This is a genomic window from Pseudomonas sp. B14(2017) (assembly GCF_002113255.1).
GTDB classification, from domain to species: Bacteria; Pseudomonadota; Gammaproteobacteria; order Pseudomonadales; family Pseudomonadaceae; genus Aquipseudomonas; species Aquipseudomonas putida_Z.
In genome coordinates this window covers 26,445-52,178 of the sequence record NZ_NEJY01000015.1, presented here as the reverse complement: position 1 = coordinate 52,178, position 25,734 = coordinate 26,445, and the positions used below count along the sequence as shown (strand labels likewise).

The 25,734-nt window shown below is 62.8% G+C and carries 22 protein-coding genes and 1 pseudogene; 7 read left to right on the top strand and 16 right to left on the bottom strand.

Annotated elements, in window-relative coordinates; genetic code table 11:
- Positions 1-22: 22 nt before the first annotated feature.
- Positions 23-691, top strand: coding sequence for a peptide-methionine (S)-S-oxide reductase MsrA (gene msrA / locus CAG34_RS16705; protein WP_003255654.1), 669 nt, complete (start codon positions 23-25; stop codon positions 689-691).
- A gap of 3 nt (positions 692-694) precedes the next feature.
- On the top strand, positions 695-1,318 hold the full coding sequence (locus CAG34_RS16700) for a glutathione S-transferase (RefSeq protein ID WP_085591327.1): 624 nt from the start codon (positions 695-697) through the stop codon (positions 1,316-1,318).
- Between the two features lie 183 nt (positions 1,319-1,501).
- Here the strand turns inward: CAG34_RS16700 and creD are convergent, their stop codons facing one another.
- The 4 genes from creD to CAG34_RS16680 all read right to left on the bottom strand — a co-directional run bounded on the left by creD (position 1,502) and on the right by CAG34_RS16680 (position 5,882).
- Positions 1,502-2,830: a cell envelope integrity protein CreD gene (gene creD, locus CAG34_RS16695; protein ID WP_085591325.1), complete on the bottom strand. Its 1,329-nt coding sequence runs from the start codon at positions 2,828-2,830 to the stop codon at positions 1,502-1,504.
- A 198-nt stretch (positions 2,831-3,028) separates the two neighbouring features.
- Positions 3,029-4,465 carry a two-component system sensor histidine kinase CreC gene (creC, locus tag CAG34_RS16690; RefSeq protein WP_013970529.1) on the bottom strand — a complete coding sequence of 479 codons (1,437 nt, stop codon included), beginning with the start codon at positions 4,463-4,465 and terminating at the stop codon, positions 3,029-3,031.
- Positions 4,465-5,145, bottom strand: coding sequence for a two-component system response regulator CreB (creB, locus tag CAG34_RS16685; RefSeq protein ID WP_085591323.1), 681 nt, complete (start codon positions 5,143-5,145; stop codon positions 4,465-4,467). The genes creC and creB overlap by 1 nt, the downstream gene beginning before the upstream one ends.
- A 236-nt stretch (positions 5,146-5,381) precedes the next feature.
- The gene (locus CAG34_RS16680) at positions 5,382-5,882 is read right to left on the bottom strand and encodes an ATP-dependent zinc protease (protein ID WP_003257529.1); all 501 of its coding nucleotides are present in this window, start codon (positions 5,880-5,882) and stop codon (positions 5,382-5,384) included.
- 182 nt (positions 5,883-6,064) lie between these two features.
- On the opposite strand from CAG34_RS16680, the gene CAG34_RS16675 reads away from it, so the two are divergent.
- Positions 6,065-6,952 (top strand): acyltransferase, encoded by an 888-nt coding sequence (locus CAG34_RS16675; RefSeq protein WP_085591321.1) that lies wholly within the window; start codon positions 6,065-6,067, stop codon positions 6,950-6,952.
- Between the two features lie 246 nt (positions 6,953-7,198).
- Complete coding sequence (locus CAG34_RS16670; protein ID WP_085591319.1) at positions 7,199-8,548, top strand: APC family permease; 1,350 nt, start codon at positions 7,199-7,201, stop codon at positions 8,546-8,548.
- Positions 8,549-8,752: 204 nt separating this feature from the next.
- Here the strand turns inward: CAG34_RS16670 and CAG34_RS16665 are convergent, their stop codons facing one another.
- A complete protein-coding gene (locus CAG34_RS16665) occupies positions 8,753-9,334 on the bottom strand; it encodes a DUF2780 domain-containing protein (protein ID WP_085591317.1) in 582 nt (193 codons plus the stop codon).
- 258 nt (positions 9,335-9,592) lie between these two features.
- Between CAG34_RS16665 and CAG34_RS16660 the strand changes: the two genes are divergently transcribed.
- A complete protein-coding gene (locus CAG34_RS16660) occupies positions 9,593-10,462 on the top strand; it encodes an RHS repeat-associated core domain-containing protein (protein ID WP_158091102.1) in 870 nt (289 codons plus the stop codon).
- Between the two features lie 64 nt (positions 10,463-10,526).
- Here the strand turns inward: CAG34_RS16660 and fdhA are convergent, their stop codons facing one another.
- The 7 genes from fdhA to CAG34_RS16625 all read right to left on the bottom strand — a co-directional run bounded on the left by fdhA (position 10,527) and on the right by CAG34_RS16625 (position 19,595).
- Positions 10,527-11,726: a formaldehyde dehydrogenase, glutathione-independent gene (gene fdhA / locus CAG34_RS16655; protein ID WP_003255673.1), complete on the bottom strand. Its 1,200-nt coding sequence runs from the start codon at positions 11,724-11,726 to the stop codon at positions 10,527-10,529.
- 302 nt (positions 11,727-12,028) lie between these two features.
- On the bottom strand, positions 12,029-12,886 hold the full coding sequence (gene purU / locus CAG34_RS16650; protein WP_025337397.1) for a formyltetrahydrofolate deformylase: 858 nt from the start codon (positions 12,884-12,886) through the stop codon (positions 12,029-12,031).
- A 12-nt stretch (positions 12,887-12,898) separates the two neighbouring features.
- Positions 12,899-13,531: a sarcosine oxidase subunit gamma gene (locus CAG34_RS16645; protein ID WP_025337396.1), complete on the bottom strand. Its 633-nt coding sequence runs from the start codon at positions 13,529-13,531 to the stop codon at positions 12,899-12,901.
- A 180-nt stretch (positions 13,532-13,711) separates the two neighbouring features.
- Positions 13,712-16,729 (bottom strand): sarcosine oxidase subunit alpha, encoded by a 3,018-nt coding sequence (locus CAG34_RS16640; RefSeq protein WP_025337395.1) that lies wholly within the window; start codon positions 16,727-16,729, stop codon positions 13,712-13,714.
- A complete protein-coding gene (locus CAG34_RS16635) occupies positions 16,726-17,061 on the bottom strand; it encodes a sarcosine oxidase subunit delta (RefSeq protein WP_013970519.1) in 336 nt (111 codons plus the stop codon). The genes CAG34_RS16640 and CAG34_RS16635 overlap by 4 nt, the downstream gene beginning before the upstream one ends.
- Before the next feature lie 14 nt (positions 17,062-17,075).
- On the bottom strand, positions 17,076-18,326 hold the full coding sequence (locus CAG34_RS16630; RefSeq protein WP_003255680.1) for a sarcosine oxidase subunit beta family protein: 1,251 nt from the start codon (positions 18,324-18,326) through the stop codon (positions 17,076-17,078).
- A gap of 15 nt (positions 18,327-18,341) precedes the next feature.
- The gene (locus CAG34_RS16625; RefSeq protein WP_025337394.1) at positions 18,342-19,595 is read right to left on the bottom strand and encodes a serine hydroxymethyltransferase; all 1,254 of its coding nucleotides are present in this window, start codon (positions 19,593-19,595) and stop codon (positions 18,342-18,344) included.
- Positions 19,596-19,932: 337 nt separating this feature from the next.
- Here CAG34_RS16625 and CAG34_RS16615 point away from each other — a divergent pair, with 337 nt between their 5' ends.
- On the top strand, positions 19,933-20,973 hold the full coding sequence (locus CAG34_RS16615; RefSeq protein WP_025337393.1) for a low specificity L-threonine aldolase: 1,041 nt from the start codon (positions 19,933-19,935) through the stop codon (positions 20,971-20,973).
- Positions 20,974-21,079: 106 nt separating this feature from the next.
- Here the strand turns inward: CAG34_RS16615 and CAG34_RS29495 are convergent, their stop codons facing one another.
- The 4 genes and pseudogenes from CAG34_RS29495 to CAG34_RS16600 form a co-directional block, all read right to left on the bottom strand.
- Positions 21,080-21,808: a methyl-accepting chemotaxis protein gene (locus CAG34_RS29495; protein ID WP_371858049.1), complete on the bottom strand. Its 729-nt coding sequence runs from the start codon at positions 21,806-21,808 to the stop codon at positions 21,080-21,082.
- Positions 21,809-21,943: 135 nt separating this feature from the next.
- Positions 21,944-22,972, bottom strand: a pseudogene (locus CAG34_RS29490) (cache domain-containing protein); the annotation flags it as partial.
- A 242-nt stretch (positions 22,973-23,214) separates the two neighbouring features.
- A complete protein-coding gene (locus CAG34_RS16605) occupies positions 23,215-23,517 on the bottom strand; it encodes a cell division protein ZapA (protein WP_003257516.1) in 303 nt (100 codons plus the stop codon).
- Positions 23,514-23,744 (bottom strand): hypothetical protein, encoded by a 231-nt coding sequence (locus CAG34_RS16600; protein ID WP_025337390.1) that lies wholly within the window; start codon positions 23,742-23,744, stop codon positions 23,514-23,516. Before CAG34_RS16600 ends, CAG34_RS16605 begins: the two co-directional genes overlap by 4 nt.
- Positions 23,745-24,019: 275 nt before the next feature.
- Between CAG34_RS16600 and CAG34_RS16595 the strand changes: the two genes are divergently transcribed.
- A complete protein-coding gene (locus CAG34_RS16595; protein ID WP_085591311.1) occupies positions 24,020-25,645 on the top strand; it encodes a methyl-accepting chemotaxis protein in 1,626 nt (541 codons plus the stop codon).
- Positions 25,646-25,734: the final 89 nt, after the last annotated feature.

The following is a 25,734-nucleotide window of genomic DNA, read 5'->3' as shown; positions in this document are numbered from 1 at the left end:
GAATAAACACAGAGGAACGGCCATGGTCCTGCGTTCGGAAATCCTGGTGAACAAAAACGTCATGCCAACCGCGGAACAGGCCCTGCCTGGCCGCGAAACGCCAATGAGCCTGCCCGAGTTCCACTACGTGTTCAAAGACACGCCGCTGCTCGGCCCATTCTTCGAAGGCGCCATCGACTTCGCCATCTTCGGCCTGGGTTGCTTCTGGGGCGCCGAGCGCCGCTTCTGGCAGCGTGAAGGCGTGGTCAGCACAGTGGTCGGCTACGCCGGCGGCTTCACTCCCCACCCCACCTACGAAGAAGTCTGCTCGGGCCTGACCGGCCACACCGAAGTGGTGCTGGTGGTGTTCGACAAGGACAAGGTCAGCTACCGCGAGCTGCTGGCGATGTTCTGGGAGCTGCACAACCCGACCCAGGGCATGCGCCAGGGCAACGACATCGGCACCCAGTACCGCTCGGCCATCTACTGCACCAGCCCTGAACAGCTGGAACAGGCCAAGGCCAGCCGCGACGCCTTCCAGGCCGAACTGAGCAAGGCCGGCTTCGGCGAGATCACCACCGAAATCGACCAGGCACCGACCGTGTACTTCGCCGAGGCCTACCACCAGCAGTACCTGGCCAAGAACCCGGACGGCTACTGCGGTATCGGCGGTACCGGCGTGTGCCTGCCACCGAGCCTGCAGGGTAACTGAAGCATGAGCACGATGACTCTGTTCCACTCGCCGTTGTCGCCTTTCGTGCGCAAGGTCATGGTGGTGTTGCACGAGACTGGCCAGCTTGAGCGCGTGCAGCTGCAGCCGGTGAACATCAGCCCGGTCAGCGGTGACCCACAGCTCAACCAGGACAACCCGATCGGCAAGATCCCGGCCCTGCGCCTGGAAGACGGCACCGTGCTGCATGACAGCCGGGTGATCTGCGAGTACCTCGACCTGCAGCACGTCGGCCTGCCGCTGCTGCCGCGCGAAGGCTTGGCGCGCTGGCGGCGCATGACGCTGGCGTCACAGGCCGATGCCATCATGGATGCGGCGGTGTCGAGCCGCTATGAGAGCTTCCTGCGCCCTGAAGACAAGCGCTGGGATGGTTGGCTGCAGGCACAGGGCGACAAGATCCGCCGTAGCCTGGCCAATCTGGAGCAGGAGCATTTGCCCGAGTTGATGTCCGGGTTCGACCTGGCAGCGATCGGCGTGGCCTGTGCGCTGGGGTATCTGGATTTGCGCCAGCCCGAGTTTGGCTGGCGTGAACACCAGCCTGGATTGGCGGCGTGGTATGCCGAGGTGGCCAAGCGGCCGTCGATGGTGGCAACAGCACCGGCAGCCTGACAGGCCGCTATCGCCGGCAAGCCAGCTCCCACAGGTACTCACAGCTCTTGAATCCTGTGCTGTACCTGTGGGAGCTGGCTTGCCGGCGATTGGGCTGCAAAGCAGCCCCGCCTCACCTCGGTATCACAGGAAACAGCTGCCCGATCCTGAGTGCCAGCCACCGCCCGATCTCTCTGTCCTCCCTCATGCCGCCCTCCCCACCCGTGCCCAATCCAGCCGCCGGGTCAGCACCATGAATACCCCCAGCAGGCCGAAGCACAGCAACGAGCCCATCAACAGCGCATAGTCCTCGGCACTCAGCAGCCCGTAGAGCAGCGCATACAGCGCCGCCAACCCCACCGCAAAGCCCACCCCACGCCCCAGGCTGCGCAACACATGGCTCAGGTAGAAGCCGATCAGCAGCACACATGCCGAAGCTGACAGCCCATACGCCAAACCAAAGCCGATGTGCTCGGACAACGACAGCAACAGCAGGTAGAAGAACGCCAGCGCCACCCCCACCAGGATGTACTGCACCGGGTGCACGCTGAGGTTCTTCAGCACTTCGAACAGGAAGAAGCCGGCGAAGGTCAGGGCGATGAACAGCAAGGCGTACTTGATTGCCCGCTCGCTCTTCAGGTACTGGTCCACCGGGTCGACGAAGCTGACACCGAAGCTGCGATCGCTGAAGTCCGCACACTGCCCGGCGATGGCGCACTGGCGCAGGGCGTCTTCGAGGTTGGTGGCAAAGAACGAGGTCTGCCAGTGGGCACTGAAGCCCTGGGCGTCGATGTCGCGACGACTGGGCAGGTAGTTGCCGACGAAGCTCGGGTGCGGCCAGTTGGCGCGCAGGTCCACGGCACTGGTGCGGCCCACCGGCACCACGTGCAGCTGGCCGGTGCCTTGCAGTGCAAGATCGAAACCGTAGCTGAATTCACGCGCCTGCAGGCCGTCCAGCCCCGGCAGGCTGGCGTGCACGCCACCACGCATCCAGTCGAGCCGGGTGCCGGCTTCGAACGGCACTTTCTGCTCGCCCATGCTCAGCTCCAGGCCGTTCTCGATGCCGCGGATATCGCTGATGCCTACCACCAGGAACGGCTTGTCGAAGCGGTAGTCGTCGAAGTCCTTGTCGATACCCCAACGTTCCGGGAGCTTGAAGCGGCCACTGATACGGCCCTTGGCATGGAACAGCCGGGCCTGGTAGATGCCACGGGCGCGCAGTTCGGTGTCCACGCCCAGATCGGCGTCGAAGGTTTCCGGCAGGAAGTACAGGTGGCCGGCAATGGTGCTGGTTTCCTGGGTGCGCTCGCCGTCCTTTTCGATCCAGCGGCGCTGGTACTTGCGGTAGGGCACCACCAGCAGCGGGCCGCTGAGTTGCTGGTCGAAGCTGGCGCTCTGGGCGATATCGCGCAGCACACTGTCGCGCAGGGCCTGGCGTTCACCGATCAGGCCGCTGATCAGCAGTAGCGGGACGAGCAGCAGCAAGATCAATACGCCGATCATGCCGAGTTTGAAACCGAGGGTCTTGTTCATGGGGCCTCCTGTGGCAGTGGGCGCAGTGTCTGCGCCTTGCGTGGAGGCTTCGGGGAGATGGTGTGGAGATTGTGTGTTTTTCAAGGGCCCAATCGCCGGCAAGCCAGCTCCCACAGGTTATGCACATTGCCTGAGGCCTGCGAAAACCTGTGGGAGCTGGCTTGCCGGCGATTGGGCTGCGCAGCAGCCCCGGCAATGTCAACTGATACGCCGCACCGGCAGCCACAACCTCACCCGCACCCCACCATCGACGTTATCCACCGCCAACGCCCCGCCATGCAGCTGCATCACCTCGGCCACAAAATTAAGCCCCAACCCGGTGCTCTTGCGCCCACTCCCCGGCCGCGGCAGCGAGTAGAACCGCTCGCTCACCCGCCCAATGGCATAGGCCGGTATCGCCTGCCCCTGGTTGAACACACTCAGCGCCACCCGTTCGCCATCGCGCTCCAGGTCGAACAACAGCGCGCCTCCCTCCGGGGTGAAGTCCAACGCGTTGTCGAGCAGGTTGGCCAGCGCCTGGCGCATCAGGAACGGGTCACACAACAAGCGCAAACCAGCCGGCACCCGCTGGCGCACCTGCAAATCGGCACCTTCGATACGCGCCGCATGGGCCAACAGCAACTCGTCCACCAACGCCGCCAGCGCCACCTGCTGCTCATCCTCCAGCGCCTGCATCTGCTCGACCCGGGCCAGGTTGAGCAGGCGTTCGATCATCTGCTGCAAACGCTCGCTCTCGCGCTCGATGTTGCCGGCAAAGCGCGCCCGCTGGTCAGCCGGCATGTCATCGCCCTGCAACAGCTCGGAAGCGCCACGAATGGCCGCCAGCGGGCTTTTCAGCTCGTGTGTCAGGGTATGCACATACCGCTCGACATAGGCCTTGCCCTCCAGTTGCGTGCGCATGCGCTCGACCGCCTGGGCCAGGTGTGCCAGTTCGCCACCCTTGTAGTGCGGCAGGGCGGCACGCTCGCCCTCGCTGACCGCCTGGGCGTAGCGGGCCAGCCGGCGCAGCGAGCGCGCCAGCCACCACGACAACGCGGCACCGATCAGCAGGCCCAGGCCGATCAGCCCCAGGCCCAGGGTCAGCAAGCGCCGTTCGGAGCGGTCGATGTACGGTTGCAGCGAGCTGTTGGGCTTGGCCACTGTAACCACGCCGATGATCTTGCCATCGTCGATGATCGGTGCCCCCACGTGCATCACCGAGGTGCTTTCATCGTCGGGGTCACTGCGGGTGGAGCGGGCGCCGTACTGGCCACGCAAGGTCAGGTACACGTCATTCCACTTCGAGTAGTCCTTGCCCAGGTCCTCGCCGCTGGAGTCCAGCAGCACGGTGCCCTTGGCATCGGTGACATAGATGCGGTGGCTCACCTGGTTCTTGGCCAGGCCCCAGATCTGCGCACCCGGGCTGCGCGAGCCATAGGCCTTTAGCACTTCGGGCAGGCGGCTCTGGTTCAGGGTGCCGGCCTTGACGTCATCGTGCAGGATCTCGGCCAGCAGGTTGGCGGTGTCTACCAGCGTTTCTTCAGAGGACTGGCGCACCACCGGACGGATCTGTTCGCGCACCGTATTGAGCAGAAAGTAGCCCGCCAGCCCGACGAACAGGAAGTACACCAGGAAGATCCGGATGCCCAGGCGCATCAGGCATGGTCCGGGCTGTAGCTGTAGCCGAGGCCACGGTGGGTCTGGATCGGTTCGGCGTCGCTGGCCACCTGGCGCAGCTTGGCGCGCAGGCTCTTGATATGGCTGTCGATGGTGCGCTCGTAGCCCACGTCAGAGGCCACGCCCACGGCGTCGAGCAGCTGTTCGCGGCTGAATACCCGGTGCGGTTGCTCGAGCAGGCATTGCAGCAGGCGGAATTCGTGGCGGGTAAGGGGGAGTGGCTGGCTGCGGTAGGTGATCTGCATGCGCAAGGTGTCGAGCTGGAACAGCGTGGCCTCGACAGCGGGCTCGACCCTGGGGCCCATGCGCTTGAGGATCGCCCGTACCCGCGCCGCCACTTCACGCGGGCTGAAGGGTTTGACCACATAGTCGTCTGCGCCGATTTCCAGGCCCACCACCCGGTCGATTTCGCCATCGCGGGCGCTGAGGAACATGACCGGCACTTCGCTGAAGCGGCGCAGCTGGCGGCAGGTTTCGAAGCCACTGATATCGGGCAGGCCGATGTCGAGGATGACCAGGTCGGCCGGGCGCTGGCGCTGCTGGTCGAGGGCGGCGCTGCCCAGGGTTACCCATTCGGTGCTATGGCCGTCGGCCTGCAGGGCGTAGACCAGGGTGTCGGCGATGGCGGCTTCGTCTTCGACGATGAGGATGTGGGGCATGGCGTCCGGGCCTGTGCAGATATCTATGGCGACGCACTATTGTGTAGGAGCGGCCTTGTGTAGCGAAAGGGCCGCAGAGCGGCCCCGACAATGTCTGCATCAGCGCTGAGATCGTGGGGCTATGCGACCCATCGCAGGCAAGCCAGCTCCCACAGATACCGCGCAGCCACAAGGACACGCGCCATCCCTGTGGGAGCGGGCGTGCCCGCGAAGAGGCCGGCAAAGGTGGCTTGCGATCAGCAGTCAGGCTTGCCAGCGGTGAACTTCTTGGCCGGGTTGACCGCCGCCTTGAACTCGCGCAAAGCCTTGGAGCCCACCAGCAGCGGGTAGTTGAAGCTGCTGCGGTCCACCAGGTTGACCTCGACGGTGCGCTTCACGTCCCCCAGGCACAGCTCCAGGTCGACCACCGGGCGCTTGGAGATCTCCGGCGCATCGCCTTCCTCCTCTTCATCGGCACGGCCCTTGATCTTGCTGATGCGCGAGACCTTGTGCTCGTACACCTTGCCGTCCGAGTCCTTGGTAGCCAGGCGGAAGCGCACCCACTCGTCGCCATCACGGGTGAACAGCTCGATGTCCTTGGCCGACAGCGACGCGGTGAAGGCACCGGTATCCATCTTGGCTTTCAGGGTTTCGCCCAGTTCGGGCAGGGCTATGTTCTCGTAACGGCCATAGATTGTGGGCTCGGCGGCCATGACCGGCAGCGCCAACAACGACAACAGGGCAAGCAGAGGTTTCACAGGCAAGCTTCCTTGAGGAGGGTCAGTGCTTAGACTGCACTGGCAGGATAGGTTCGCTGTCACAAGCCTAACCAACATAATGTGAAACATTTGTCCTCGCCGCAGGGCACTGGAAATTTGGCGTAGGCCACTGCCCTGCTTATCATTGCCAACCGTTTATCTCCCACAACAAGAGTCTCTTTATGCGTCGCCTGCTGACCGGCATCCTCACTACCACCCTGCTGCTGCTCAACACTTTGGTGTTGATCTGCCCGCTGCTGGTCTTCGCCCTGCTCAAACTGGTGCTGCCGGGGCGTGGGCGTGACTATGCCTCGTGGGCGGTGATGTGGGTGGCCGAGACCTGGTCGGAGATCGACAAGGCCATCTTTGCCCTGTGCATTCCTACCCAGTGGGATATCCGCGGCGTCGAGAACCTGCGCAAGGACACTTCGTACCTGGCCGTCAGCAACCACCAGACCTGGGTCGATATTCCGGCGCTGATCGAGAGCCTCAACCGCCGTACACCGTTCTTCAAGTTCTTCCTGAAGAAGGAGCTGATCTGGGTACCACTGCTGGGCCTGGCCTGGTGGGGGCTGGATTACCCGTTCATGAAGCGCTACAGCAAGGCCTTCCTGGAGAAGCACCCCGAGCTGAAGGGCAAGGACCTGGAAATCACCAAGGCTGCTTGTGAACTGTTCAAGCGCCAGCCGGTGACCGTGGTGAACTACCTGGAAGGCACACGCTTCACCGAAGCCAAGCGTCAGCAGCAGCAATCGCCGTATCGCTACCTGCTCAAGCCCAAGGCTGGTGGCGTGGCGTTCGTGCTGGCGGCATTGGGCGAGCAGCTGGATGCCTTGCTGGACGTGACCATCGTCTACCCCGGCAACAAGGCGCCGGGTTTCTGGGATTTGCTCAATGGCAGCATCAGCCGGGTGATTATCGACATTCGTGTGCGTGAACTGGACCCGATGCTGTGGGCGGGGGATTACGAGAATGATGCTGAGTTCAGGCAGACCGTGCAGGCCTGGGTGAACCAGTTGTGGGTGGAGAAGGACTTGCGGATCGAGCAGCTGCGGGCCGAAATGGGCTGAGATCTTTACTGCCTGATCCGGCCTTTTCGCGGGCTTGCCCGCTCCCACAGGATATCCACAGTTTTCGAATTCTGTGCAGGTCCTGTGGGAGCGGGCAAGCCCGCGAAGAGGCCGGAACAGGCATTACAAGAATCCGATTAAAAACCTGGCTAATAATCAGCATTAGGATTACTTCTTTGTCACACACCACCTAAGTGGATAAAAATCGACCAAAGCACAACTACAAAAAATGCTCTGGATCGAACGATGGCCAACCCACCCAGCTCTACCCCCGTCCAGCTCCGCCGTGTCCTCGGCCTGCCCGCCTTGGTGTTCTTCGGCCTGGTGTACATGGTCCCGCTGACCATCTTCACCACTTACGGCATCGTCACCGAACTTACTGGTGGCCGCACGGCCGGCGCCTATATCGTCACGCTGGTGGCCATGCTGTTCACCGCCACCTCCTACAGCTTCATGGTCAAACGCTTCCCGGTCGCGGGCTCGGCGTACTCCTACACCAACATGGCCTTCGGCCCGAACGTTGGCTTCCTGGCCGGCTGGTCGCTGCTGCTCGACTACCTGTTCCTGCCGATGATCAATTACCTGCTGATCGGCCTGTTCCTGAACATCGCCTTCCCGGCCATCCCCGCATGGTCTATCGCGCTGGCCTCGATTGCCCTGGTCACGCTGCTCAACGTGGTCGGCATTCACTCTGTGGCCAAGACCAGCAACCTGATCGTCGGCGCACAGATCGTCTTCATCGTGGTGTTCGTCGCCCTGTCCTGCCAGTCCCTGGCCGGCCAGCCGCTCGACCTGCTTTCGCCACTGCTGGGCGACGGTTCGCAGCCGGGCTTCGGCGCGCTGATGGCTGGTGCGGCGGTGCTGTGCCTGTCGTTCCTCGGCTTTGACGCTGTCTCGACCTTGGCCGAAGAATGCCGCGATGCCCGCCGCGATGTGCCACGGGCAATCATCCTCACCACCCTGTTCGCCGGTTTGCTGTTCACCGTGCTGGCCTATGTCAGCCAACTGGTACTGCCGGGCACCACCTTTGCCAATGCCGATGCGGCGGCCAACGAAGTGATGTTCAAGGCGGGCGGGCAGTTCCTGGCCAACTTCTTCACTGCGGCCTATGTGGCTGGCAGCCTGGGCTCGGCGCTGGCCTCGCAGGCGGCTGTGTCGCGCATTCTGTTCACCATGGGCCGTGACAAGGTGCTGCCGCAGCGAACGTTCGGCTACCTGTCCCCGCGCTTTGGCACGCCGGTGTTCGCCATTCTGCTGGTTTCGGCGTTCTCGTTGCTGGCGTTGGTGATCGACCTGGCGACCCTTGCCTCGCTGATCAGCTTTGGTGCGCTGGTGGCGTTTTCGGCGGTGAACCTGGCGGTGGTTAAAACCCATCTGGTGGACGAAGCCAGCCAGCGTAGCGTCAAAGGGCTGCTGTGTTATGGCGCGGTGCCGCTGGTGGGGTTGGGGTTGACCTTGTGGCTGTGGACCAGCCTGTCGGCGCTGACACTGGTGATCGGCCTGTGCTGGTTTGCGCTGGGTCTTGCATACCTGGCAGTACTGACCGCCGGCTTCCGCCGCCCGGTGCGGCTGGTGGACTTCACCGAAGCGACCTGACTCGCCTTTGCGGGATACACCAATCTCATGGCCTGCGCTGGCCTTTGTAGGAGCGGCCTTGTGTCGCGAAAGGGCTGCAGAGCAGCCCCGGCTATATCTGCATCGACGCTGAAATAGTGGGGCCGCTTTGCGGCCCTCTCGCGACACAAGGCCGCTCCTACAGGTACGGCGTCAGCCTTCAAGGCTGTGATGCTGGCAAAATCCTCAGACCGAAGGCCCGGTCAACGGAGCAGGAGTGGTCCACAAACTCCCCAAATTCTGCAACAACGACCCGGCAATCCCCTGCTGCCCCAGGTACTGCAGCAGCAACGGCGCAAACTGCCCGATCATCCCGGTATCCATCCCCAGCGCCTTGAACGCATTGTCCAGGTCGCTGCGGTTTTCCATATTGTTGCCCAACGCATTGCTCAACGCCGACTGGCTCTCGCTGTTCTTGCCCAGCAACTCACCCAGGCCACTCAAGCCGCCCAGTACATTGGCCCCGGCAAGCAGGTCCAGCCCCGGCACGGCCTTGGTCAGTTGGCCGTAGTCGTCGCTGCTCAGGTTGTTGCGCGCCAGCCCAAGCATGGCCCCTGCACCGCCCACGGCTTGCTCCGGGGTGATATTCAATTGGCTGCCCAAAGTGTTGAGCAGGTTTGCCTGCGCCTCGGGTGCCTGCACCTGGCCTTGCTGGCTTTGACTCTGGTTCTGCATGGCCGACACGGCGTTGGCGGCGTCGCTGAGGTTGAAGGCGAACACCGGGCTTGCGGCCAGGGTCATCAGGGTTGCCAGGGTGAATGCTTTCATCGGGAGGGACCTCGTCGGCCGGGATGGCCTGGGAAACGAGAGGTTTGACCGACTAATGCGCAACTTGTTCCGAGCCGTATATCGAAGGCTGCTGGATAATTACCTAGCATTTTTACCAGTTGCAATGCTCCTTCTGGCTGACGAAGCTGAGGACTCCTCTCTACCACAAGCTGGGTATAACTTATGATAACCGGCGCACCGCTATATATTTTTTACCAATCGAAGCACATTAAAAACGTCATCTACAGCAATCTACAAGTGTCAAAATTCTGCACCGCAAGTCAGTTCATAGCGGAAATACAAGCGGACTCTCTAGAAAGGCGTGCAATACCGCTGGCAGTAGACAGGCTCGGAACGGCAATTGCCGCGCCTAACAAGACAGGCATAGTAAACAATAGCTTTTCATGCTACGGACATATCGACCAAATGCACCAAAGACTATCAATTTTTGGTTTCAATGGTGAACTGCCCAATTGCAATGGAAACTACCTACTCGGTAGCTATCGTCTTTTCAGCCCGTCACTGATGCGCTTCATGTCTTTCGACAGTATTGCGCCGTTTGCGAAAGACAACATCAGTGGCTACGGTTACTGCTCTTGCGACCCAATAAACCATTCAGACCCGACCGGCCATATCAAGCTAAACTTTTTAAAATCTGTCAGAAGGTTATTCAAAAAAAACAGGCCATCCGTTTCAAATCCAGGTCTGAGTCAATCGCTACCTGAGATAGACCTGCCTGCCGAATACTCGAGACCTGAACCTTTCAACCCACTTGCAAGCAACTCGATTTCCGAACCTGTGCTCTCTCCTCTCCCAATCGCCAAGCCGAAGAGGCCTGTCTCGTATAATCCAAAGGCGGGGGTCCCATCACTTAAGGATCTTGCCAGATATGAGCCCTCAGCACCGAAACCGGTAAACCCTCTTTCCCCAATGACCGAACGTTATTTAAAAAGACTAAATCATATTGCGGAGTTCAACTACGCCGTGATGTCAGAAAGTAACGATAGGGACTTTATAAATGAGGCATTGCGATCTGGAAACAGGGCTTCTACAGAAGCAACCAGAGTACTATTCACACCTGGCTATCAGCCCTCATTAGAGAGGAAGCGACGGCTCCTGAGGGACTAACGTAATTCGGTGATAGGAAAGGAAAAGCCCCTCGACTCGAGGGGCTCTTCTTACACGGCGTTAGTTATGCCGCCCCCCACATCTTGTGCGGGTCGATCACGAACTTCTTCGGCACACCGGCATCGAACTCGCCATACCCTTCCGGCGCCTGATCCAGGTTGATCACCTGCACACCCACCACTTCGGCAATGTTGATTCGGTCCCACATGATCGCCTGCATCAGCTGGCGGTTGTACTTCATGGTCGGGGTCTGGCCGGTGTGGAAGCTGTGCGACTTGGCCCAGCCCAGGCCGAAGCGAATGCTCAGCGCGCCGATCTTGGCGGCAGCATCCACCGCACCCGGATCTTCGGTCACGTAAAGGCCCGGGATACCGATGTTGCCGGCAACGCGGGTAACCTGCATCAGCGAGTTCAGCACGGTGGCCGGGGCTTCATGCTTGGCACCTTCATGGCCATGGCCGCGGGCTTCGAAGCCGACGGCGTCGACGGCGCAGTCCACTTCCGGCTCACCGAGGATGTCGACGATCTGCTCGTGCAGTGGGGTGTCCTTGGACAGGTCGACCACTTCGAAGCCTTGGGACTTGGCGTGGGCCAGGCGGGCCGGGTTGAGGTCGCCAACGATGACGCAGGCAGCGCCCAGCAGGCGCGCCGAGGCAGCGGCAGCCAGACCGACCGGGCCGGCGCCAGCAACGTAGACGGTGCTGCCTGGGCCTACACCGGCAGTCACGGCACCGTGGTAGCCGGTCGGCAGGATATCGGACAGGCAGGTCAGGTCACGGATCTTTTCCATGGCCTTGTCGCGCTCGGGCAGTTTCAGCAGGTTGAAGTCGGCGTACGGCACCAGCACGTACTCGGCCTGGCCGCCGGTCCAGTCGCCCATGTCGACGTAACCATAGGCACCGCCAGCGCGGGCAGGGTTGACGGTGAGGCAGACACCGGTGTGCATTTCCTTGCAGGAGCGGCAGCGGCCACAGGCGACGTTGAATGGCACCGAGACCAGGTCGCCAATCTGCATGCGCTCGACGTCACGACCCTTCTCGACGATTTCACCAGTGATTTCGTGGCCCAGGACCAGGCCGACCTGGGCAGTGGTGCGGCCGCGGACCATGTGCTGGTCGGAGCCGCAGATGTTGGTGGAGACCACCTTCAGGATCACGCCGTGCTCGATCTTCTTGCCGCGTGGGTCCTGCATTTTCGGGTAGTCGATCTTCTGCACCTCGACCTTGCCGGCGCCGAGATATACCACTCCACGATTGCCAGACATGCTCTTACCTCGCTTGATTTTTATTTATGCAGCGGTGGTTGAACGCGCCGCCATCCGTGGGCGGCATGTGTTACTGGAATGCAGGGAATTGTGGGCCTGATGGGGCCGGATGCACTGACTGGGAGCGACAGGGAGATGCCTTTTAGCGGCAGGGTTGTCGTTGGAGGATATGGGGGAACGGATGGGGTGACCTGTGCCGGCCTCTTCGCGGGCTTGCCCGCTCCCACAGGTCCTGCGCTGGCTTCAAGTTCACGCTGAACCTGTGGGAGCGGGCAAGCCCGCGAAGAGGCCGGTACTGGTTATTACAGAACTACGGTCCGGTTGGCGTTGAGGAACACTCGTCGCTCGATGTGATACCCCACCGCTCGCGCCAAGGTCAGGCACTCGATGTCGCGCCCTTTGGCAATCAGGTCTTCGGGGTAATGGCTGTGGTCGACCACCTCCACGCCCTGGGCGATGATCGGGCCTTCGTCCAGGTCGTTGTTGATGTAGTGCGCCGTAGCGCCAACCATCTTCACGCCCTTGTTGTACGCCTGGTGGTAAGGCTTGGCGCCTTTGAACCCTGGCAGCAACGAGTGGTGAATGTTGATCGCCCAGCCATCCAGGCGCCGGCACAGCTCTGGCGACAACACCTGCATGTAGCGCGCAAGTATCACCAGTTCGGCACCGGTTTCCTCGATCACCTGAAGTACCTTGCGCTCTTGCCCGGGCTTGTCCTTGGGGTCGAGGGCAAAGTGGTAGTAAGGAATCTTGTGCCAGTGTGCCAGTGGTTCGAGATCAGGGTGGTTGGACACCACCGCGACCACGTCCATGGCCAGCTGACCGATACGCTGGCGATACAGCAGGTCGTTAAGGCAGTGGTCGGCCTTGGACACCATGATCACCACCTTGGGGCGGTGATTCGGTGCGGTCAGCTCGAACGCCATGCCGAACGCCTCGCTGCGCTCGGCAAGGCCGGCGCGGAAGCCGGCTTCATCGAAATCGTCCGGCTGGCGGAACTCCACGCGAATGAAGAAACGCCCAGACTGCCGGTCATCGAAGGAGTGGTGCTCCGTCACGTAGCAGCGCTGCTCGAAGAGGTAACGCGTCACCACGTCGACGGTGCCGAGCATGCTCGGGCAGTCGGCGGTGAGAATCCAGGTATCCGGTGCCCGACTCATGCTCTGTTCTCCTTAAGCCTCGATGCTCAGGCCGTACTCGGCCGAAGCGTCCTGCAGCCACAGCCACCAGTAGTCGGCGAAGCTGCGGCGAATCACCAGTTCCCAGGTGTCTTCGGCTGTGCGGCGGATCACCAGTTGCGACTTGGCGAACACGGTGCCGACTGCCTTGCCCACCGGGAAGTTGTTCGGGTGAACATCATAGCTGGTGGACTTCATCAGCACTTCGCGCACATTCGGGCCGCGCAGTTCCAGCAGGCTCTGCCCGCCGCTGACGTTGACCACCTGGATGTGCTGGCCTTCGAGGGCTGCGCGCAGTTTCTGCTCGACCGCCAGTTCCTGGCCGCCTGGCACGATCAGCAGCCACTCGTCGGGGCCGACCCATTGCAGCGACATTTCGTTGTTGGCGACCACGGTCAGGGCCACTGGCAGCTCCAGGCCCAGGGCCTTGTGCACGCCGGCGGCGAATTCCGGGTTGTGGCCGTCGCCACGGATGGTCAGGTGGCCGAGGAACTTGCGTTCACGCAGGGTTACGCCTGCGTTCTTGCGGCCTTTGCCAACCAGGCTGGCCAGGTCGGCGTGGTGCAGTGGCGACTGGGCCTTGGCCTCGGCGCCGGGGTTTTGCTGGAAGACGTTGATAGCGCTCATTTCTTACCTGCCTTGAATTCTTGTTCGTCGATGCGACGCAGCTTCTGTGCTGGATCTACCGGCCCTATCGCCGGCAAGCCGGCTCCCACAGGGACCTCACCAACCTTCGAAGCTGCATCGATCCTGTGGGAGCCCGGCTTGCCGGCGATGAGGCCTGGCCTGCCCCCACAGGGCCCGGAGTCAAACGTTCTGCCGCTCACCCTTCGGATCGAAGAACACCGAAGACACGATCTCCGCCTCGATCACGCTGCCATCCGCCTGCGGCGAGTAGACGCGCTCGCCCATGCGCTTGAGGCCGCCTTTGACCACACCCATGGCGAACGAGTAGCCCAGGGAGTTGGACGCGTAGCTGGAGGTGACGTGGCCAACCATGTCCATCGGGATCGGCTGTTTCGGGTCGAACACCAGCTGGGCGCCTTCCGGCAGCCACTGGTTCGGGTCGACCGGCTTCAGGCCTACCAGTTGCTTGCGGTTGTCGCGCAGGCAGTCTTCGCGGTTCATGCCACGCAGGCCGATCCACGAGAACGGCTTGTTACGGCCCACGCACCAGCTCATGTTCAGGTCGTCCGGGTTCATCGAGCCATCGGTGTCCTGGCCAACGATGATGAAGCCCTTCTCGGCACGCAGTACGTGCATGGTCTCGGTACCGTACGGGGTCAGGTTGTACTTCTTGCCTGCCTCGATGATCTGTTCCAGCACGCCCATGGCGTAGTTGGCCTGCACGTTGACTTCGTACGACAGCTCGCCGGTGAACGAGATACGGAACACCCGGGCCGGTACGCCGCCGACGTTGCCTTCCTTCCAGGTCATGAACGGGAAGGCTTCCTTGTCCATGTCGATGTCGGTCAGCTCGCTCAGCAGCTTGCGGCTGTTGGGGCCGGACAGGGTCATGGTGGCCCAGTGGTCGGTGACCGAGGTGAAGTACACCTTCAGTTCCGGCCATTCGGTCTGGTGGTACAGCTCCATCCACTGCAGCACACGGGCGGCACCGCCAGTGGTGGTAGTCATGATGAAGTGGTTATCGCCGACGCAGGCGGTCACGCCGTCGTCGAAGACCATGCCGTCTTCCTTGCACATCAGGCCATAGCGGGCCTTGCCCACGTCGAGCTTGGTCCAGGCGTTGGTGTAGATGCGGTTGAGGAACTCACGCGCATCCGGGCCCTGGATGTCGATCTTGCCCAGGGTCGAGGCGTCCAGCAGGCCCACGCTGTCGCGCACGGCCTTGCATTCACGGGTCACGGCGGCGTGGATGTCTTCACCGGCTTTCGGGAAGTACCATGGGCGCTTCCACTGGCCGACGTCTTCGAACTCGGCGCCGTTCTTCACGTGCCAGGCATGCAGGGCGGTGAAGCGTACGGGCTCGAACAGGTGACCACAGTGACGGCCCGCTACTGCACCGAAGGTAACCGGCGTGTAGTTGGGGCGGAACATGGTGGTGCCCATTTCCGGAATGGTAATGCCGATCGAACGGGCGGCGATGGCCAGGCCGTTGATGTTGCCCAGTTTGCCCTGGTCGGTACCGAAGCCCAGCGCGGTGTAGCGTTTTACGTGCTCGACTGACTCGAAGCCTTCGCGGGTGGCCAGTTCGATGGCAGCCGCGGTGACGTCGTTCTGCTGGTCGACGAACTGCTTGGGTGCGCGGGCAGTGCCCTTGTCGTGCGGCACCTGGAACAGCGCCACGGTGGCCTCTTCCTTGCGCGCAACGGTTTTCGGCAGGCTGCCGACGGTGGCCTTGAAGCCCGCTTCGGTGGCTGCGCGAACGCCGCCTTCGAAGCCATCGGCGATCACGTCGCCCAGGGCGTAGACGCCGTTGATGCCACCCACGCATTCGCGTTTCTGCGGGGCATCGCCCGGCACGAAGCCGAGGATGTCTTCACGCCATACCGGGCGACCGCCCAGGTGCGAAGCCAGGTGCACGATCGGGCTGTAGCCGCCGGAGGTGGCGATCAGATCGCACTCGAGGGTTTCGCCAGGGCTGGTGACCTTGTGTGCCTGCACATCGATGGCGGCCACGCGGGCGCCGGTGACGTGCTTGCTGCCCTTGGCCTCGATCACGGCGCTGGAGGTAAGGATGCGGATGCCTTTGGCACGAGCTTCTTCAACCAGCGAGCCACGTGGGTTGTGGCGGGCGTCGGCAATGGCGACCACTTGCAGGCCGGCGTCGTGCCAGTCCAGCGCGGCGCGGTAGGCGTGGTCGTTGTTGGTCGACAGCACCAGCTTGCGGCCCGGGGCCACGCCGTAGCGGCGTACGTAGGTGGACACGGCACCGGCCAGCATGTTGCCCGGCAGGTCGTTGTTGCCGTACACCAGCGGGCGCTCGTGGGCGCCGGCAGCCAGCACCACGCGCTTGGCGCGGACGCGGTGCACGCGGTGGCGTACCTGGCCGATCGGGGCGCGGTCGCCGAGGTGGTCGGTGAGGCGCTCGTGGATGGTCAGGAAGTTATGGTCGTGGTAGCCGTTGACCGTGGCACGTGGCAGCAGGGTCACTTCCGGCAGGCTTTCCAGCTCCTTCACCACAGCGCTGACCCAATCGGCAGCAGGCTTGCCGTCGAGGGTTTCGCGGGTGTCGAGCAGGCTGCCGCCGAACTCTTCCTGCTCGTCAGCCAGGATCACGCGGGCACCGCTGCGGGCAGCGGCCAAGGCTGCGGCCAGGCCGGCAGGGCCAGCGCCGACGATCAGCACGTCGCAGTGCTGGTTCATGTAGTCGTAGCTGTCCGGGTCGTTCTGCAGCGGCGCGCGGCCAAGGCCTGCGGCTTTGCGGATGTACTTCTCGTAAGTCATCCAGAACGATTTCGGGTACATGAAGGTTTTGTAGTAGAAGCCCGGCGGCATCATGCTGCCGCCCACCTTGCCCAGGATGCCCATGACGTCGTTGTTGACGTTCGGCCAGCCGTTGGTGCTGGTAGCTACAAGACCTGCGTACAGCGCCTGCTGGGTGGCACGCACGTTGGGGATCTGGGTGGCTTCGCTGGAGCCGATCTGCAGGATGGCGTTCGGCTCCTCGGTACCGGCGGCGATGATGCCGCGTGGACGCGAATACTTGAAGCTGCGGCCGACGATGTCGACGCCGTTGGCCAGCAGTGCGGCGGCCAGGCTGTCACCGGCATAACCTTGGTAGGTCTTGCCGTTGAAAGTGAAGTTCAGGACCTTGCTGCGGTCGATACGGCCGCCGCTGGCGAGGCGATAGGTCTGGCTCATACTTTTTCCCCTTGGCCTTTGACGGTCGACGCGGCGCTGTTCTGCTTGCCGCTGGCGGTCACTTGCGGCTTCTCGCCAATCTTGTAGGTTTCCAGAATTTCGTAGGTCACGGTGTCGCGGGTGACGTTGAAATACTGGCGGCAGCCGGCAACGTGGTCCCACAGTTCGTGGTGAATACCGCGTGGGTTGTCACGGTAGAACATGTAGGTACCCCACTCCTCGTCGGAGCAGGCGTTAGGGTCCAGCGGGCGGGCGATGTGCGCCTGGCCAGAGGCGTGGAACTCTTCTTCGGAGCGCAGCTCGCCGCAGTGGGGACAGAAAATATGCAACATGACGGTGTCTCCGGTTAGTGGGCGACGGCGGCGGCGCCGTGTTCGTCGATCAGTGCGCCGTTGTAGAAACGGTCCATGGAGAACGGCGCGGCCAGTGGGTGCATTTCGCCCTTGGCCAGGCTCGCGGCGAAGACGTTGCCCGAACCCGGGGTCGCCTTGAAGCCGCCAGTACCCCAACCGCAGTTGAAGAACATGTTCTTGACCGGGGTTTTGGTGATGATCGGGCAAGCGTCCGGCGAGGTATCGACGATGCCGCCCCACTGGCGGTTCATGCGCACGCGCGAGAGGTTGGGGAACATCTCGACGATGGCCTGCAGGGTGTGCTCGATCACCGGGTACGAACCGCGCTGGCCGTAGCCGACCCAGCCGTCGATACCGGCACCGATCACCAGGTCGCCCTTGTCGGACTGGCTGATGTAGCCGTGCACGGCGTTGGACATGATCACGCTGTCGATGATCGGCTTGATCGGCTCGGAAACCAGTGCTTGCAGCGGGTGCGATTCCAGCGGCAGGCGGAAGCCGGCCAGCTTGGCCATGTGCCCGGAGTTACCGGCGGTAACCACGCCGACGCGCTTGGCGCCGATGAAGCCTTTGTTGGTTTCCACACCGATGACCGCGCCGTTTTCCTTGCGGAAGCCGATCACTTCGGTCTGCTGGATCAGGTCCACGCCCAGGGCGTCGGCGGCACGGGCGAAGCCCCAGGCCACGGCGTCGTGACGCGCCACGCCGCCACGGCGCTGCACGGTGGCACCGAGGATCGGGTAGCGGGTGTTCTTCGAGCAATCCAGGTACGGGATCTCGGCCGCGACCTGGGCGGTGTTGAGCAGCTCGCCATCCACGCCGTTCAGGCGGTTGGCGCTGACCCGGCGCTCGGAGTCACGCATGTCCTGCAGGGTGTGGCACAGGTTGTACACGCCGCGCTGGGAGAACATCACGTTGTAGTTGAGGTCCTGGGACAGGCCCTCCCACAGCTTCATGGCGTGCTCGTACAGGTGCGCCGACTCGTCCCACAGGTAGTTGGAACGCACGATGGTGGTGTTACGGGCGGTGTTGCCGCCGCCCAGGTAACCCTTCTCGATCACGGCAACGTTGGTGATGCCGTGTTCCTTGGCCAGGTAGTAGGCCGTGGCCAGGCCATGGCCGCCACCGCCGACGATAACCACGTCGTAGACCTTTTTAGGGGTTGGCGTGCGCCACATGCGCTGCCAGTTCTCGTGGTGGCTGAGGGAGTGCTTGAAAAGGCCGAAGCCCGAGTAACGTTGCATGGTGTGTGACTCCACTCAGCGGTAAACAGGGAAATCTGCGCACAGGGCCGCGACGTTCTTCGCCACATCGGCTTCGACGTCTGCGTCACCGAGGTTGTCGAGGATGTCGCAGATCCAGCCGGCCAGGGCCACGCACTGAGCGACCTTGAAGCCGCGGGTGGTGACAGCCGGGGTGCCGATGCGCAGGCCCGAGGTGACGAATGGCGACTGCGGGTCATTCGGCACGGCGTTCTTGTTGACGGTGATGTGCGCGCGGCCCAGGGCGGCGTCGGCATCTTTGCCGGTGAGGCCCTGGCGGATCAGGCTGACCAGGAACAGGTGGTTGTCGGTGCCACCGGAAACCACGTCGTAGCCGCGGTCGATGAACACCTGGGCCATGGCCTGGGCGTTTTCGATCACTTGTTGCTGATAGGCCTTGAATTCAGGCTCCAGCGCTTCCTTGAAGCACACGGCCTTGGCGGCGATAACGTGCATCAGCGGGCCGCCCTGGGCGCCAGGGAACACCGCGGCGTTCAGTTTCTTCTCGATCTCTTCGTTCGACTTGGCCAGGATCAGGCCGCCACGTGGGCCGCGCAGCGTCTTGTGGGTGGTGGTGGTAACCACATCGGCGAACGGGATCGGGTTCGGGTACAGGCCAGCGGCAACCAGGCCGGCTACGTGGGCCATGTCGACGAACAGCAGCGCACCGACCTTGTCGGCGATGGCGCGGAAGCGTGGGAAGTCGAGGGTCTTGGAGTAGGCCGAGAAGCCGGCAACGATCATTTTCGGCTTGTGCTCGACCGCCAGGCGCTCGACTTCGTCGTAGTCGATCAGGCCGGTGTTGGTGTCGATGCCGTATTGCACAGCGTTGTACAGCTTGCCCGAGGACGACACCTTGGCGCCGTGGGTCAGGTGGCCGCCGTGGGCCAGGCTCATGCCGAGGATGGTGTCACCAGCCTGCAGCAGGGCCAGGTAGACGGCACCGTTGGCCGAGGAGCCGGAGTGCGGCTGGACGTTGGCATAGTCGGCACCGAACAGCTGCTTGGCGCGCTCGATGGCCAGGGCTTCTACCTTGTCCACGTGCTCGCAGCCACCGTAGTAGCGCTTGCCCGGGTAGCCTTCGGCGTACTTGTTGGTCAGGCCGCTGCCTTGGGCCTGCATCACGCGCTTGGAGGTGTAGTTTTCCGAGGCGATCAGCTCGATGTGGTCTTCCTGGCGCTGTTCTTCGGCATTCATCGCCGCCAGCAGTGCATCGTCGTAACCCTGGATCTGGTCTTGCTTGCTGAACATCGTGTATCTCCCGGCAGCGATCATTTTTTGTCGTGGGGCACTGTGGCCCTTTGTGGCGATGTTATGACTGGCCGGGGCGGGTCAGATGCCTGCGCACGCCTTGCAATGGCGCGTTTACGACATTCGTTTTGCACTGGCCTCTCTGGCCTCATCGCCGGCAAGCCGGCTCCCACAGGAATGACACTGTTCTCAAGCCCTGTGGAGTACCTGTGGGAGCCGGCTTGCCGGCGATAGGGCCAGTACAGGCACCGCTGAAGTCGCCGATGCACCGCTTGTATAGGCAACTGCTGAATCGATGGTTTAGAGTGCTGTTCTGCGTCGTTCACAGGACAGTGTCATGACAGATAAGAGCCAACAATTCGCCAGCGACAACTATTCCGGCATCTGCCCCGAAGCCTGGGCAGCAATGGAAAAGGCCAACCATGGCCACGACCGCGCCTACGGCGACGACCAGTGGACCGAACGCGCCGCGGAATACTTCCGCAAGCTGTTCGAAACCGACTGCGAGGTGTTCTTCGCCTTCAACGGCACCGCCGCCAACTCCCTGGCCCTTGCCTCGCTGTGCCAGAGCTACCACAGCGTGATCTGCTCCGAGACCGCCCATGTCGAAACCGACGAATGCGGTGCGCCGGAATTCTTCTCCAACGGTTCCAAACTGCTGACCGCGCCCAGCGTCAACGGCAAGCTGACACCGCAGTCGATCCGCGAAGTGGCGCTGAAGCGCCAGGACATCCACTACCCCAAGCCACGGGTGGTGACCATTACCCAGGCCACCGAGGTGGGCACCGTCTATCGCCCCGACGAGCTGAAAGCGATCAGCGCCACCTGCAAGGAGCTGGGGCTGAACCTGCACATGGACGGCGCCCGCTTCAGCAATGCCTGTTCGTTCCTGGGCTGCAGCCCGGCAGAGCTGACCTGGAAGGCCGGCGTCGATGTGCTGTGCTTTGGCGGCACCAAGAACGGCATGGCGGTGGGCGAGGCGATCCTGTTCTTCAATCGCCAACTGGCCGAGGACTTCGACTACCGCTGCAAGCAGGCCGGGCAGCTGGCATCGAAGATGCGCTTCCTGTCGGCGCCTTGGGTGGGCCTGCTGGAAGATGGCGCCTGGCTGCGCCATGGCGCGCATGCCAACCATTGCGCGCAGTTGCTCGCCTCGCTGGTGAGTGACTTGCCGGGGGTGGAGCTGATGTTCCCGGTTGAGGCCAACGGGGTGTTCCTGCAGATGCCGGAACACGCGATCGAGGCGCTGCGCGGCAGAGGGTGGCGGTTCTATACCTTTATTGGCAGTGGCGGGGCGCGGTTCATGTGCTCGTGGGATACCGAGGAAGAGCGAGTGCGCGAACTGGCGGCGGATATCCGCGCCATCATCGGCGCCTGACAGGCCGCATTCGCGGGCATGCCCGCTCCCACAGGAATATCGCAGCCGTCGAGAGCTGTGCAGTACCTGTGGGAGCGGGCAAGCCCGCGAAGAAGCCAACACGGATCTAAAGCCTGAACCCACCCATCTGCCGCGCCAGGTCATCAGCCAAGCCACGCAGCGCCTGGCACTCCTCGCGACAGCCCTGCACCTCCGCCGCGGTCTCCCGCGCCAGGTCGGAAATCCCCTGCACCGTACGGTTGATCTCCTCGGTCACCGCCGACTGCTCTTCGGTCGCAGTAGCCACCTGGTGGTTCATGTCGCTGATGTGCTCCACCTGCTCAGTGATCGCCCCCAATGACGCCCCGGTGCGCTGGCTCGACTCCACCCCGCTACCCGTCGCCTGCTGCCCCGCCTGCATCGAACTCACAGCCGAACCTGCGCCCTGCTTCAAGCGCTGGATCATCTGCTGCACTTCGTCGGTGGACAGCTGCGTGCGCCGAGCCAAAGTACGCACCTCATCGGCCACCACGGCAAACCCACGGCCCATCTCTCCTGCCCTTGCCGCTTCGATGGCAGCATTCAGCGCCAGCAGGTTGGTTTGCTCGGAAATGCTACGAATAACCGCCAGAACTTCGTCGATCGAGGCCACTTCATCGGCCAGCTGGCTTACTGCATCGGCCGCCTTGCCGATATCACCCGACATCCCCTCGATACCGCGGATCGAGCGTTGCACCACTTCACGCGCCTGCAGGGCTTCGTCCCTCGCCGACTGCGAGGCCTGGGCCGCATCGCCGGCATTGCGAGCAATGTCCTGCACGGTCAAACCCATTTCGTGCACGGCGGTAGCGACCATTTCGGTCATTTCCTGCTGGCGCCCGGAACGCTCGGCGGTGTTGTCCACCACCTGTGTCACCTGCTCGACCGCCAGATGCAGCCGCTCGGAAGTGTGCAATACCTCACCGATCAACCGGCGCTGGCTGTCGAGGAAGCGGTTGAAGCCACGCGCCAGGTCGCCCAGTTCGTCCTGGCGTGAATCGTCCAGCCGGTGGCTGAGGTCACCCGCGCCGCTGCCAATCTGCACCAGCGCCGCTGTAACGCGGCGGATCGGCCGCACCAGGCCACGCGCCAGCAGCACCACCAGCAGCAGCGATACCAGGGCCACGGCACCACCGATCAGGCTGGTCAGCCATACCGCCTGGTGCATTGGCGCGTAGATTTCCTCCTCCGGCACCTCGGCCACCAGGGTCCAGTTGAGGTCGCGCAGGGGCAGGCCGAGCGCCAGGTAGCTTTCGCCGTCACGGCTGAAGCGGCTGCTGCGCAGGCCTTCGCCGCCGGTCATCAGCGCCTTGGCGGCATCCGCGCCGAGCTGTTCGGTGAGCTGGCGTTTGCCGCTGAAGGCAGCGTCCGGATGAACCTGGATCAGGCCATCGTTACGCACCAGGAACACCTTGCCGTGCTCGCCAAATTTGAAGTCATGAATCAGCTTCGACAGTTCGGTCATGCGCAGGCCCATGCCAGCCACACCGACCAGTTGGCCGTTCTTTTCCACGCGATAGTCGATGAACAGCGCGAGCTCGCCGGTGGCACCGTCGATGTCGATGTTGATCAGGCGTTCGGCACCGCTGTCGATGTAGCCGTAGAACCATTTGTCCTTGGGATTGCTGCGGCTGAGGGTACGGTCCAGTCCATTCTCGTTGTAGTAGTGGCCGGTTTCGGTCGAGACGAACAAGGTGGTGAAGGCCTGGTTGCGCTGCTTGGCGGCGGTCAGGTATTCGATGAATGGAGCGGCCTGGGCGGGATCTTCACCGGCGGCAAGCCAGTCGCGCAGCAGGGTGTTGCCGGCAATATCCGCCGCCGCCACCAGCGGCTGGCCGAGCATGCGCTCGATGTCGTTGCGGATGGCCTCGATGCTGGCGGGCAGCGCGGTATCGACCAGGTAGCGTTCGGTGAGGCGGTTGAGCGCCACCGTGAAAATGATGACCACCACCAGGATGCTCGCCAGCAGGGCGGCACCCATGCTGGTGATCAACTGCCACTGGATGCTCTTGCGCCAGATACGCATGCCTCTACTCCCCGCATAATTATTGTTTTGCGGAAAGTGTATACACTTACGTATCCAGTTAATCCAGTGATCTAGAACAACAGCGCTGATCCTGTGGGAGCGGGCATGCCCGCGAAGAATTCAACGCGGTGGCTGGCACCGGCTGCGCCGGTGTTCGCGGGGTCGCCCGCTCCCACAGGGGGGCTCGGCATCAGGCCTTATTGTTCGGCTATGGTCCGCACGATGGCGTCCACCGTGGCGTCGATCTGCGCCTGGGTACGCTCCAGCGTCTTGCGGTGCTCATCCTGCAGTTCGATCTGCCGCGAACACAGGTTCAGCGCGGCCAGCACCAGCAGCTTGTCGCCGATCAGGGTCGGGTACTGACGCTTGGTCTGGGCCAGGGCGGTGTTGAGCATCTGCACCGCCTGGGCCAGGGTCGCTTCCTGGCCTTCAGGCGCCTTGATCGAATAGTCGTTGCCGAGGATCGACACGACATTGATCGGCTGCGCTCGCAGTGTCATGCGCCTACGACGCCGGCGTTGGCGCGCTCGAGCAGGGCCTGCAGGCGTGCGGCGGTGCTGCCGTTCTTCTCTTCCTGCTCCATCAGCGACAGCTGCAGGGTTTCGTTCTCTTCCTTGGCCTGGGCCAATTCCTGGCCGAGGGCGGTGTTCTGCTCGGTGAGTTGAGCGTTCTTCTGCATCAGGTCGCTGACCAGTTGCTCGATTTGGTTCAGGGAAGCTTCCAGCATGGGTCTATCTCAGGTTGTTGCGAGGGGCGCACACGATAAAGAAAAGTGCGGCCCATCGCCATTAAATATCGGATTCACAAGGTGTCTAACCCGCAGATTGACAGAGGAACCACCCCCTTGTTCCGACATGGGTCAACCGCCGGTCAGGAAAAGGTTAGCAACCTCACAATTTTCGCCAACGGCACTCAAGACTGAGCAGTCACAACCGATAGCCCGGCAAGTCATGTTCTGTCGCACTTTGCGCACCCTTTTTCCTTTGCCTGGATCGTCCCTTCATGTCTCTACGTAATATGAACATCGCCCCGCGCGCGCTGCTCGGCTTCGTGCTCATCGGCCTGCTGATGCTTGGCCTCGGCATCTTCTCCCTCATCCAGATGGGCAACATCCGCCAGGCTGGCGTCGTCATCGAACAGGTCAGCGTGCCCAGCATCAAGATCCTCGACGAACTCACCGCCCTGAACCTGCGCATGCGCACCCTCTCCTACCGTCTGCTGCTCAACCGCGAGCCGGCGACCCAGCGCGAGACCCTGAGCCTGCTGGACGAGCGCAACAGCCAGATCGACCGTGCACGCCAGGCCTACCTGCCGTTGATCGGCGCCGCCGACGAACAGGCTGCGTTCGACCAGTACGGCCAGTTGCTCAACCAGTACCGCCAACTTGAGTCGCGCATGCGCAGCCTGAGCCAGGCCGACCGCACCGACGAACTGCGCGACCTGCTCAACCGCGACCTGCTCGCCAACTCCGAACAGATCAACAAGGTCATGGACACTCTGGTGCGCATCAACACGGACCAGACCCGCGCCACCAACGAGAAGGCCGCCAACCAGTACGACGCTGCCTTCGCCCTGGTGATCGGCCTGCTGGTCGCCGCCACCGTGCTGACGTTCGTCTGCGCCTTGCTGCTGACCCGCAGTATCGTCAAGCCGATCGAAGAAGCCCTCAAAAGCGCCGAACAGGTCGCCGACGGTGACCTGACCCACGTCATCCGCGCCGAAGGCACCGACGAAGCCGCCCGCCTGCTGCGTGCCATGGCCCGCATGCAGGACAAGCTGCGCGATACCCTGCAACAGATCGCCGGCTCCGCCACCCAGTTGGCCTCGGCGGCCGAAGAGTTGAATGCCGTCACCGACGAAAGTGCCCGTGGCCTGCAGCAGCAGAACAACGAGATCGAGCAGGCTGCCACTGCGGTAACTGAAATGACCAGCGCTGTGGAAGAAGTGGCGCGCAATGCCGTGAGCACCTCGGAAGCGTCCAGTGAAGCCAGCCGCTCCACCGGTGATGGACGTGACCTGGTGATGGAGACCGTGGGTGCCATCGAGCGCATGAGTGGCGATGTGCAGGCCACTGCCAAACTGATCACTCACCTGGCCGAACAGTCGCGCGATATCGGCAAGGTGCTGGACGTGATCCGTGGCCTGGCCGACCAGACCAACCTGCTGGCGCTGAACGCCGCGATCGAGGCGGCACGTGCCGGTGAGGCGGGCCGTGGCTTTGCCGTGGTGGCGGATGAGGTGCGGGCGCTGGCTCATCGTACCCAGCAGTCGACCAGCGAGATCGAGCGGATGATCGGCAGTATCCAGGGCGGTACGGAAGAAGCGGTGGAATCGATGCGCACCAGCACCGAGCGCGCCGAATCCACCCTGAACATTGCCCGTGGCGCAGGCATGGCGCTGGACACCATTGCCGGGGCGGTGGCGCAGATCAACGAGCGTAACCTGGTGATTGCCAGCGCGGCGGAAGAGCAGGCGCAGGTGGCGCGGGAAGTGGATCGCAACCTGGTGAACATCAATGACCTGTCGGTGCAGAGTGCTACCGGGGCGCATCAGACCAGTGCGGCGAGTGCGGAGTTGTCGCGCCTTGCTGTAGACCTCAACGGCCTCGTAGCCCGTTTCCGCACCTGAAGAAGCTGGGGCCGCTTTGCGGCCCATCGCCGGCAAGCGCGGCTCCCACACCGACCGCAAGCGCAGTACCTGTGGGAGCCGCGCTTGCC